Below are 8,951 nucleotides of genomic sequence, written 5' to 3'. Positions count from 1 at the left end.
GCTTCTGCCTCATTCACCCCTCATTCAGACTCAGAACACCTGCTTAATTCCGAGCCTCTATCGATACTGTTAGTATACCGCAATACGCTGGAGCTAGTAATGCAGATATGCAACGATTTCCCGGGAAATGTCGAAATGTCTGTCGCATCTTCAACGCAAACAAGCGGCCGGGAACGAGTCCCGCCCGCTTGCGAAGTGGCCTTCCGGCCTATACCCAGAACATCCTCAATATGATGACGAGAAGGATGTACAGCACCAAAATTGTGCCTGTCGACGTCCAGAAAACGCCGAAGCCTACACCTGCTTCTGCAACAGCCGCCATGGAAAATCCGCTCCTTTCGCAAAGGCAATGGTCATTTGACACTATTATCTTATGCGGGGAGCGGAGGTTCGTCTGTGCGAATACCCAAGCCGAAACGATTGGACGTTTGCCCTCTTTGGTGCAGGGAGCCGATCACGCAGGCTCCGGACGAAGGAAGGTTCGGAGCGGCAGCATGACAAGTGCCAGCATCAAGACGAAGAAGGCGATGAAATAAGGCGATATCATGTCGCGGGTATGACCGGCGATCAGCGGTCCCAAGAAAGCGCCGATCGAATAGGCGATGGACAGCAAGGAGAACACACGGCCGTACCGTTTGCTGCTCGTGATTGCCGCTAACAGGGAAGCAATAGCCGGATACACGACGCCCTTGGCCATACCGAGCATGAACAACGACAGATGGAGCGGGATCGGCCAGCCTACGGCCATGCCGAAAAATACGAGCGCAAGCGCCAAAGAGCCGAACACCGTTCTGGAAAACGGGGAAACGCGATTTAGAAACATCAGGCTCAGCGTCACTAACGCACCGAGGCTGACAAGGGAAAACAGTACGCCGGAAGTGAGAATCGAGCCCATCGACTGCTTGAGCAAGGGCAGCTCGAAAAACAAAATGCCCTGCGAGCATGATAACGCTAACGGTATGGAGTAAAACAACCAGGGGATGGAAGGCATGCCATCCGGCCGGACGCCTGTCTCCCCGGCACCGTCATCCGTCCGGTCCGGGAGCGAGTGCGCCCCTTCGCCGGATATCATCCCCTTATCGTTCGTCTGGCTGCTGCGGTGCTCTCTTACCCCGAAGATCGCGAGCACTCCCGTAATAATCAGCCCCCAGCCAAGTACGGTAAACGCTGTCGTAAAGCCGAGCTTGGAGACGAGATATGCTCCCGCGGCGGGCGATACGACGGAGGCGAGCGTATGGACCATGCCGTTGCCGGCCATCAGCTTTCCCTGCTGGATGCGGTCGCGCGCGATACGGGCGAGCAGCGACATACAAGCCGGGGATAAGAAAGCGAGCACGAAGCCGCTGATCGAACGGACGAATAGCAACTGCCACGGATCCGTCACCATCGATTGAAAAATAAGGACGATCCCTGCTACAATCAGGCTGCCGATAATAAACGCTTTGCTGCCGTACTTGTCTACGCCGTAACCGGCAATCAGATTGCCCGGCAAATGCGTGATCGAATACACGCCTAGAATGAGTCCAATGAACGATGGGGTGGCCCCGAGAGACAAGGCGAACGGTGATAAAATCGGATATTGCGCGTGCAGATCGAAGATCGCCACAAACATGAACAAATAGAGCCAGATCGCCGTTTTCACCGGCCCACTTCCTTTCCGCATGACGAGCAGAGGCTCGCGATTTTCTCTATCTTCAAATCTACGCGGCTTGTCTTACGGATAGTACGAGTCCGGCAAAAAGACACAAATTCGCGGCGGCATTTCGAAAATTATGAACAGAAACGAGGCGCATCGCCCAATGGATCGGATCGAAATCATTATCATTGCGGTCATCGTCGTTACCGTTATTTTCCGGTTGCGCCATACGTTCCGCAGGTCGACAATGAATCGTAGCCGCGAAAGCGATATTCAGCGGAAGCTGGAGCAGCTGCGGAAAAAAAGAGATGAACAATAATGCTTCGCTATAGTAAAATGTGGAAAGACTTATAACATACTTTTGTAACCATACGAACGAAGGGGTGCTGCACGAATGGATCAATGGGTGGCGTTTGCACAAGAACAATGGTATTTGCTTGCCGGAGCACTGGTTGTATTATTCATCGTTGTCAGAGTCGTCAAGACGGTCGTGAAATGGGTGATCGTTCTCGCTTTGCTGGCGGGACTTGCGGTATACGGCGTCAATTACACGGACCAGCTGGCGTCGATCGGAGCCTCTGTCGGGCAGAAGGTAGCGGAAGAAGTGCAGGCGCAAGCGGTGAAGGCGTTTCAAGACGAGGCGAAGGAAGCGAAGTTTACCGCGAACAAGGACGGCTCGTTTGCGATTACGACAAAAAGCCTGAAGGTGGAAGGCAAGGCGGGCTCGGATCAAGTGACGGTAACATTCATGGGCCAATCGTTCCAAATGAGCGCATCGAGCGCCGTGAACGCCTTCATCGAGCAGGCGAAAGCGAATTCGCAATAACGTTCTGCCTGTTGAACACGAGGTCACAGTGCAGCTGCGCATAGGGGGATGAACATGACGATGTTAACGACGATGAATTTCATATCCGTTGTTTTAGCCGTTGTGGTCATCGTGTCTATGGTGCAGGGTGCCGCACGCGGCGCTTCGGGCTCCATGCGGCACCTTCTGCTTTCCGTTATGGAAGGCGCCGTGACGCTTGTCAGTTTGTTTGCGGCGTGGAAAGGGGCGGAGCTGCTCTCCCCGGTTGCAGAAGGCTGGCTTACGGCGAGGCAGATCGAAATTCCGGCGGAGCCGATGAGCTTCTTCCGGCAGCTGTATGTTACGCTGGCGACATCGATGCGGGACTTTCCGCTGCTTCGTTTCGGCATCATTTTCTTGCTTGCCTATGTCGTCGTTAAACAGCTGCTTTATCGTATCGTAGACGGGATTACAGGACGAGCGCTGGCTGCAGCGGCTGCGGGGAGAGACGGCGCTCCGTCGTTCATCAGCGCTGCAGCCGGAGGTGCGATCGGCTCGATCACGGGCCTGGGGCGGGCGATTATGCTGATCGCGGTGCTGTTCATCGTGACCACGTTATTTCCGCATTCGCCTGCTGCCTCCTATATCGAAGGGTCGCAGCTGTATCAGAAAGGAGCGAAGGAAGTCGTCGCTCCGTTCACCGGCGACCTGATCGCAAGCAAGCTGCCCGTATTTACGCGAGCGGTAGAGCGGGAGTTCGCGAACATCTTGCAGCGCAAATACGAGGTCATCGACGCGAACGTCCCGACCGACATTACGGCGGCGGCCAAGGAAGTGACGGCGGCAGGCAAGACCGACGAGGAGAAGGCCAGGCTGCTGTACAAGTGGGTCGGCTCCCGGATTCAGTACGATTGGGACAAAGTGCGGGATTACGAGGAGAAGGGGATCTGGCACGAGCAGACGCCGGAGGATACGTTCACCACTCGCAAAGGCGTATGCATCGACTATTCCCGATTGTATGCGGTCATGGCCCGCGCCGCCGGGCTCGATGTCAAAGTCGTAACCGGCCTCGGCTACGACGGGCAGGGGGGCTACGGCCCGCACGCGTGGAACGAAGTGTATTTGAAGGAGAAGAACGCCTGGATTCCGCTCGATTCGACATGGTACAGCAGCGGCGGCAACTGGTTCAACCCGCCGAGCTTCGCCCAAACGCATATCCGGGACGGCGCCTAGCCGCCCCTCAGCCGCTGGAGAGCTTTACCTCCCGCGGCTTTTCTTTTGTCTGCGGCTTCCGTATGGTAAACTAAACAAAGAACGGGAATAGGAGAATGAGTTTCATGCAGACGCTGTTGAAGAAGCCTTTATCTCACTATAAAATGATATATTTCGACGTCGGCGACACGCTTCTGACCATTCCGGCGGCGCAAGTCATCATGCATCAGTTTCTGCTCGCGCGTTCTTTGGAGCGGGATCCGGAGCAGCTGGAGCGTCAGTTCATAAGCTCGTTCCGGCTGTTCTACTACGACCGTCCCGCCGAGCGGGTGGAGCAGGTAACGCCGGAAACCGACCGCGCTTTTTGGGTTAACGTATACGATCACATCCTGCGCAGCCTCGACCTGCACCGCGAGTTAAACGACGATGACGTGCATCGCTGCTGCCACGAGCTCTATGACATTTTCACGGCCTCAAGCTCTTACGCACTGTTCGACGACGTCAAGGAGTGCATGGAGGAGCTGCACCGGCGAGGAATGCGGCTCGGCATCGTATCGAACTTTGCGCCGACGCTGAAGTCGATTCTCGAGGATAAGGGAATTTTGCACCTGTTCGATCCGGTCATTGTGTCGACGGAGGTTGGACTGGAGAAGCCGGATCCTGCGATATTCCGATTGGCGCTGGAGCAGTGCGGGCTGCCTGCCGGGGATGTGTTATACGTTGGCGACCACGACCGCAACGATATTTGGGCGCCGGCTCAGGTGGGCATCGATGCGGTGAAAATATTGCGGTACGACTTTCATAGCGGAGAAGGCATCCGTACGCTGCGGGAGCTCATACAATAACGATGAATAAGGGTAAGGAGGGGCGTGCGTTGTGCGCAGAGTAGTTACGGAAGATTCGGCGAAGCGGGAAGCCGAGGAACGGCGTCATTTTTCATTTCGGATTAACGGATTTTTCTTTGTGATCTTTGTGTTGTTTTCCGTCCTGATCGTTCGGCTTGCCGTCCTGCAATTCGTCGAGGGCAAGGAGCTGATCGCGAAGGAAAATGAAACGAACAACGCGGATACGCCGATCGCTCCGATTCGCGGCAATATATATGATGTGAACGGGTATCCGTTAGCGTATACGACTTCCGTACAGTCTTTGTATTTCCGGGTTGAGGTAGGCCAGAAGAAAGAAGAAATTGTGGCGCTGGCCAGGAAGCTTGCGGACATTTTCAAGACGTTCGGCGACCCGGCGAAGCAGCAGCCGACTGCGGAGGAAATCGTTCTGAAGATGGACGTCGGCTACGATATTAACCTGAACGATGTACGGGATCCGAGCTATTATAACATCCCTCGTAAAATCAAGTCGCAACTGAACGAGAAAGAAATTGCGTACATTGCGGAGCACCGCGACGAGCTGCCCTGGATCGAGGTGACGGAAGAGAGCATCCGCCGTTACTCCAATGAGCCGGTCATCGCTGCGCAGCTGGTCGGGTACTTGAGGCCGTTCAATACGGCGCGGGGATCGAACGGGCTGGAGTTTTACAAGAACAAGAGCAACACGGAAGGGTATCTCGATTCGGAGAGCGTCGGCTTCGACGGCATCGAGCAGATGTACCAAACCGAGCTGAGGGGCAAGAACGGGAAGAAGACGTATCCTGTCGACGTTCTCGGCCGCATTACGGGCCGGGTCACCTTGACGCCGCCGGAGAAAGGCAACAATCTGCACCTGACGATTCATAAGGATGTGCAGCTGCAGACGCAGCAGGCGATCGAAGATCAGCTCAATTGGCTGCATTCCGCCGAAGCCCGCAGCAATCCTTATGCCAGGTACGGGCAAAATGCGAAGGCGGGCTACGCCGTGGCAATGGAGGTCGACACCGGCCGGGTCGTTGCGATGGCCAGTTATCCAGACTATGATCCGAATATTTGGATCAACGGCTTCACGACGGAGGAGTACAAGACGTATTTGCAGTTCCGGGTCAATAACGGAACGATTACGGCGGCCTCGCCGGAGTATCATACGGACGAGGAGCTGCGGAAGCACCCGAATTCGATTGTATTTATGGGCTCGACGATTAAGCCGTTGTCGGTGCTGATCGGGCTAAACGAAGGGCTGTTCGGGCTGTTTGAGGAGTATTACGACACCGGCAAGTACTCGTTCGGTAAAGCAGGCAGTCAAAGTACGATTTCCAACTCCGACAATCACGCCTACGGCTCGATTAACGGGGCGGAGGCCATCCGGTATTCGTCGAATACGTTCATGTCCGAGATGATCGGGAACCGGCTGTATTTCAACAAGAAAGACGGCTTGAATATCTTTGCGAACTATTTGCGTAAATTCGGCATCGGGGTGACGACAGGCAGCGGATTGCCGCGCGAATACGGCGGCGACAGGCAGCTGGAGTTTTTTGCGAACGCGAAGACGGATAGTCCGCAGTCGGCGCTCATTTACGCATCCTGGGGCCAGAACGAGAAAATTACGACGTTACAGCTGGCGCAATATGGAGTGGCGCTCGCCAACAAAGGAAAGCGGATCAAGCCGCTGTTCGTCGACAAAATTACGACGTATGACGGGCAGCTGATCAAGAAGCCGGAAACCGAAGTGCTCGACGAGACGAAATTCCCGGACTCATACTGGCAGCAAATTTATAAAGGAATGTCGGAAGTCGGGGTGCAGGGCTTTGACGGATTCCCGTACGCATTCGGGCGGAAGACGGGAACTTCGACGCAGGATGCTAGCGGCGGAAGAGTCGAGAATGCGGTGTTTGTCGCCTTCGCGCCGCTCGACAAGCCGAAACTGGCGGTTGCCGTCATCGTTCCCGAAGGCGGCTTCGGATCATGGGGGGCAGCGCCGATCGCCCGTAAAATATTCGATGCGTACGACCAGTATATCGGACTCAACGGGGTGCCGAAGGGAGCGCCGGCTGGCGCGGCGGCGGCCGGAGCGGCAGTGCCTGCAGGGTCAACTGCGCCGGCAGCGCCGAACCGGCAGTAATGATGCGAAACGCCTGATTCGTAACGAATCGGGCGTTTTTCGCATTGCCGGAGGCCAGCTTGCTTAGTAAAAAACGGGGGGCGTGGTGCAGCGGACAGATAAGCTGTGAGAAAGCGCGATGGCACGGCGGGGAGTGCTTCAGCGGACGAATTGGCCGTTATAGAAGACGCCAGACGCCGCGGAACATGCTGCAGCGGCCGAGAAGGACGTTAGAAGACGCTTCGGCGGTACACGTTATGTGCAGATGCATTCTCTAACGGGTATTTTCAGAAACCGGTCTGTCTATGGTATACTTAGATGTCAATGCCTGCCGGGGGCAACCGGGATTCGGCGGGCTATAGCAGGGAGGAACGATCATCATGTGCGGAATTGCCGGCGTATTATATTTTGACCCGCGGGAGCCGTCTCAGGACATGCTGCAGCGGATGACGGACGTCATCTTGCATAGAGGACCGAACGATTCCGGCTTCCTCAGGGAGCCGCACGTCGGGCTGGGGTTCCGGCGGCTGTCGATCATCGATATCGCGGAGGGGCACCAGCCGCTGGCGAACGAGGATGAGTCGGTCTGGATTACGTTTAACGGAGAAATTTACAATTATAAGGCGCTGCGCGCCATGCTGGCCGATCGCGGCCATCAGTTCCGAACGCATTCCGATACGGAAGTCATCGTGCATTTATACGAGGAGTTCGGAGAGGACTGCGTGAAGCAGCTGCGCGGCATGTTCGGTTTCGTCATTTGGGACCGCCGCCGCCGCATCTTGTTCGGTGCACGGGATCATTTCGGCATCAAGCCTTTTTATTACCGGCATACGCCGGAGAGCTTCATCTACGGCTCCGAAATCAAGAGCATTCTGGCGGCGGACGGCGTGGAGCGCAAGCTGCACACCGACAGTCTGCTCAATTACTTGACCTTTCAATACGTTCCCGAGCCGAACACGATGTTCCAAGGCATCGCCAAGCTGCCGCCGGCGCATACGGTCACCGTGGAGCCGGATACCGGGCGCGTCGCGATCAAGCGCTACTGGGATCCGACGTTCGAGCCGGTTGACCGGCCTTTCGGCGAATATGTGGAGCAAATCCGCGAGACGCTGCGGGATTCCGTCCAGCATCATATGGTGAGCGACGTCCAGCGCGGCTGCTTCCTGTCCAGCGGCATCGACTCCACGGCGATTGCGACACATATGCGCCAGATCGAGCCGATCCGCACGTTCTCGGTCGGCTTCGAAGGACCGAACAACGAGACGGGCATCGCCCGTCAGACAGCGCAAGCGCTCGGCACGGAGCACTACGATAAAATCATCACGCAGCGCGATTTTTTCGACACACTGCCGACCGCCGTATGGCACCAGGACGAACCGGTGGCCGATCCTTCGGCGATTGCGCTGTATCATGTTGCGGGGCTGGCGGCCGAGCACATTACGGTAGTGCTGTCCGGCGAAGGCGCCGACGAGCTGTTCGGCGGCTACCGCATTTACCGCGAGCCGGGAGCGCTCGGCCCGATCCAGCGGCTGCCCCAGCCGCTGCAGGCGCTGCTGCGTCGGCTCGCGCTGCTCATGCCGGGCGGCGTGCCGGGGCGCAACTACGTGCTGCGAGGAACGACTCCGCTCGAGCAGCGCTTCCTCGGCAACGCCAAAATTTTCAGCGAGGATATGAAGGCCGAGCTCGTCAAGCTGGGACGTGAAGCGCTGCAGAGCTACAAGAAACCGTTTGACATCGCCGGAGATTATTATGCCAAGACGAAGCACCTCGATCCGGTGACGCGGATGCAGTACATCGATATGAACCTGTGGCTGCCGGGCGATATTCTCATGAAGGCCGACAAGATGACGATGGCGCATTCGCTCGAGCTGCGCGTGCCGTTCCTGGACAAGGAGCTGTTCGAAGTGGCGCGCCGCATTCCGGCCAAATACCGGATTGCCGACGGGACGACGAAGCATATTTTCCGCAAGGCGATGGAAGGCATTATTCCGGATTTCATCTTGAACCGGCCGAAGCTCGGCTTCCCGGTGCCGCTACGCGACTGGCTGCAGGGCAGCGCCGGCGGAGATGTGCTGGATACGATCCGCAGCGGCGGCATCGACAGCTACATTGACATCGCCCGCGTCGAGCGAATGATGGCGGCGCATCGCAGCGGGCAAGGCGACTACGCGCGCAGGCTGTGGACGCTGTACATTTTCGCGCTATGGCATCGGACCTACTTGCAGGAACAGCCGCAAACCCGCATGCAGTCGGCATACGCCGCTACATAGATATAGGCTAGGCTCAAACCGCGGAAGGAGCTATTCCTGTAATGAATTAATTTGCGGTTTGAAAAGAAAAAGCGCCTCCTGTATG

General features: G+C 56.6%; 8 protein-coding genes. 6 read left to right on the top strand and 2 right to left on the bottom strand.

Going from position 1 to position 8,951, the window contains the following annotated elements:
• Positions 1–208: 208 nt before the first annotated feature.
• Together ACFFK0_RS18315 and ACFFK0_RS18310 are read right to left on the bottom strand one after the other, a co-directional pair.
• Entirely contained in the window at positions 209–322 is a 114-nt protein-coding gene (locus tag ACFFK0_RS18315; protein ID WP_377471756.1) for a sporulation protein YjcZ, read from the bottom strand.
• Positions 323–454: 132 nt separating this feature from the next.
• Complete coding sequence (locus ACFFK0_RS18310; RefSeq protein ID WP_377471755.1) at positions 455–1,642, bottom strand: MFS transporter; 1,188 nt, start codon at positions 1,640–1,642, stop codon at positions 455–457.
• Positions 1,643–1,799: 157 nt separating this feature from the next.
• On the opposite strand from ACFFK0_RS18310, the gene ACFFK0_RS18305 reads away from it, so the two are divergent.
• The 6 genes from ACFFK0_RS18305 (at position 1,800) to asnB (ending at position 8,866) form a co-directional block, all read left to right on the top strand.
• The gene (locus ACFFK0_RS18305; RefSeq protein WP_377471754.1) at positions 1,800–1,955 is read left to right on the top strand and encodes a hypothetical protein; all 156 of its coding nucleotides are present in this window, start codon (positions 1,800–1,802) and stop codon (positions 1,953–1,955) included.
• 75 nt (positions 1,956–2,030) lie between these two features.
• A complete protein-coding gene (locus ACFFK0_RS18300; RefSeq protein ID WP_377471753.1) occupies positions 2,031–2,462 on the top strand; it encodes a hypothetical protein in 432 nt (143 codons plus the stop codon).
• Positions 2,463–2,510: 48 nt separating this feature from the next.
• Positions 2,511–3,653, top strand: coding sequence for a transglutaminase domain-containing protein (locus ACFFK0_RS18295; protein ID WP_377471752.1), 1,143 nt, complete (start codon positions 2,511–2,513; stop codon positions 3,651–3,653).
• Positions 3,654–3,757: 104 nt separating this feature from the next.
• Positions 3,758–4,477, top strand: coding sequence for an HAD-IA family hydrolase (locus ACFFK0_RS18290; RefSeq protein WP_377471751.1), 720 nt, complete (start codon positions 3,758–3,760; stop codon positions 4,475–4,477).
• Positions 4,478–4,508: 31 nt separating this feature from the next.
• On the top strand, positions 4,509–6,617 hold the full coding sequence (locus tag ACFFK0_RS18285) for a peptidoglycan D,D-transpeptidase FtsI family protein (protein WP_377471750.1): 2,109 nt from the start codon (positions 4,509–4,511) through the stop codon (positions 6,615–6,617).
• 359 nt (positions 6,618–6,976) lie between these two features.
• A complete protein-coding gene (gene asnB / locus ACFFK0_RS18280) occupies positions 6,977–8,866 on the top strand; it encodes an asparagine synthase (glutamine-hydrolyzing) (RefSeq protein ID WP_377471749.1) in 1,890 nt (629 codons plus the stop codon).
• Positions 8,867–8,951 lie beyond the last annotated feature (85 nt).

It is taken from the genome of Paenibacillus chartarius (assembly GCF_042432825.1).
GTDB lineage: Bacteria > Bacillota > Bacilli > Paenibacillales > NBRC-103111 > Gordoniibacillus > Gordoniibacillus chartarius.
The sequence above is the reverse complement of the archived record's forward strand: the minus strand, read 5'-3'. Positions and strand labels throughout refer to the sequence as shown.

Excerpts from the sequence above, each read along its gene's own strand:
- ACFFK0_RS18305 (WP_377471754.1), top strand. The coding sequence starts at position 1,800 with ATGGATCGGATCGAAATCATTATCATTGCGGTCATCGTCGTTACCGTT.
- asnB (WP_377471749.1), top strand. The coding sequence starts at position 6,977 with ATGTGCGGAATTGCCGGCGTATTATATTTTGACCCGCGGGAGCCGTCT.
- ACFFK0_RS18290 (WP_377471751.1), top strand. The coding sequence starts at position 3,758 with ATGCAGACGCTGTTGAAGAAGCCTTTATCTCACTATAAAATGATATAT.
- ACFFK0_RS18295 (WP_377471752.1), top strand. The coding sequence starts at position 2,511 with ATGAACATGACGATGTTAACGACGATGAATTTCATATCCGTTGTTTTA.
- ACFFK0_RS18315 (WP_377471756.1), bottom strand. The coding sequence starts at position 322 with ATGGCGGCTGTTGCAGAAGCAGGTGTAGGCTTCGGCGTTTTCTGGACG.
- ACFFK0_RS18300 (WP_377471753.1), top strand. The coding sequence starts at position 2,031 with ATGGATCAATGGGTGGCGTTTGCACAAGAACAATGGTATTTGCTTGCC.